Source organism: Nodularia chucula CCY0103 (genome assembly GCF_963923915.1).
Classification (GTDB): Bacteria; Cyanobacteriota; Cyanobacteriia; order Cyanobacteriales; family Nostocaceae; genus Nodularia; species Nodularia chucula.
The window spans coordinates 1-1,188 of sequence record NZ_CAWUOL010000195.1; the positions used below are offsets into that span (position 1 = coordinate 1).

The 1,188-nt window shown below is 38.9% G+C and carries 1 protein-coding gene; it reads left to right on the forward strand.

Annotated elements, in window-relative coordinates; translation table 11 throughout:
* The first annotated feature begins 7 nt into the window (after window positions 1-7).
* Entirely contained in the window at window positions 8-1,168 is a 1,161-nt protein-coding gene (locus tag ACM0OP_RS24155) for an IS4 family transposase (RefSeq protein WP_414530943.1), read from the forward strand.
* The last annotated feature ends 20 nt before the right edge of the window (window positions 1,169-1,188 follow it).

The following is a 1,188-nucleotide window of genomic DNA, read 5'->3' on the forward strand; positions in this document are numbered from 1 at the left end:
AAAGCATTTGACAGAACAGCAGTATTTGACACTAGAGATATTGTTGTTATTAATACAAGCACATCGACAGGTTAAGCTCTCGACATTGGCCAGTTTATTTCCACAAGCAATAACATACGAAAGTCGGAAACGTAATCTACAAAGATTTTTAGTAATAGGTAGCCTGTGCGTGAAACTATTATGGTTTCCACTGGTGAAATATTGGATTAGACAAGAGAGAACAGGACACCGACGTAATCGAGAACTCAGACGTTACTTGAACCAAAAAAAGCATCAGAAATTTGGATACTGGATGATTGCAATCGACCGAACTCAATGGAAGGGAAGGAATATATTTATGATAACTTTGGTGTGGGGAACCCATGCCTTACCGCTATATTGGGAAACATTAAATCATGTGGGTAATAGTAATCTAAAAACCCAAAAACGCTTATTAAATACGGCGCTTTCACTATTGAAGAATTGTCGAGTTGTGGTCTTAGCAGATCGAGAATTTCATAGCCCTAAACTAGCTCAATGGCTGGAATCCAAGGGCGTATACTTTGCCTTGCGTCAGAAAAAAGACCTTTACTTCCAGGAAAATCTGACACAAGAATATCAAGTTCTCAAAAACCAAGGATTTAAGCCGGGAATGTCGAAGTTTTACACTCAAGTCAAATGTGGCAAAGGTGCGGAATTGGGTTTCTTTAATATTGCTGTTTATTGGAAGCGTAAATATCGCCGAAAGGGTCCTAAAGAACCTTGGTATATCTTGACTAACCTGCCCACACTTCAAAAAACTTTATCCTTATATCGATGTCGTTGGGGAATTGAACAATTCTTTAAAGATTGTAAAACTGGTGGCTATAATTTAGAGGACAGCAAAGCAAATGAAACTCGTTTTTTAGCCTTGGTATTATTGATTGTTATTGCTTATAGTTTGGCCACTTTCCAAGGTCAACGGATGAAACAATTAAGTATTGAAATTTATGCCGGACGTATTCAACAACACTATGATCGGACTCCACGCCAGAGTGATTTTAGCTTTGCTCTTTACGGACAATTATGGATCTATGCCATGGAATTATGGTCTGATTTAGCTTTAAGATTGATGGCGCTCAAGCCTCACAAACGCCTCTATTTCCAGCGTGGTCTTCAGGCTCTATCCCTTATTCAACAAGCTGTCTAGCTATGTTGTCACCCGTTAAG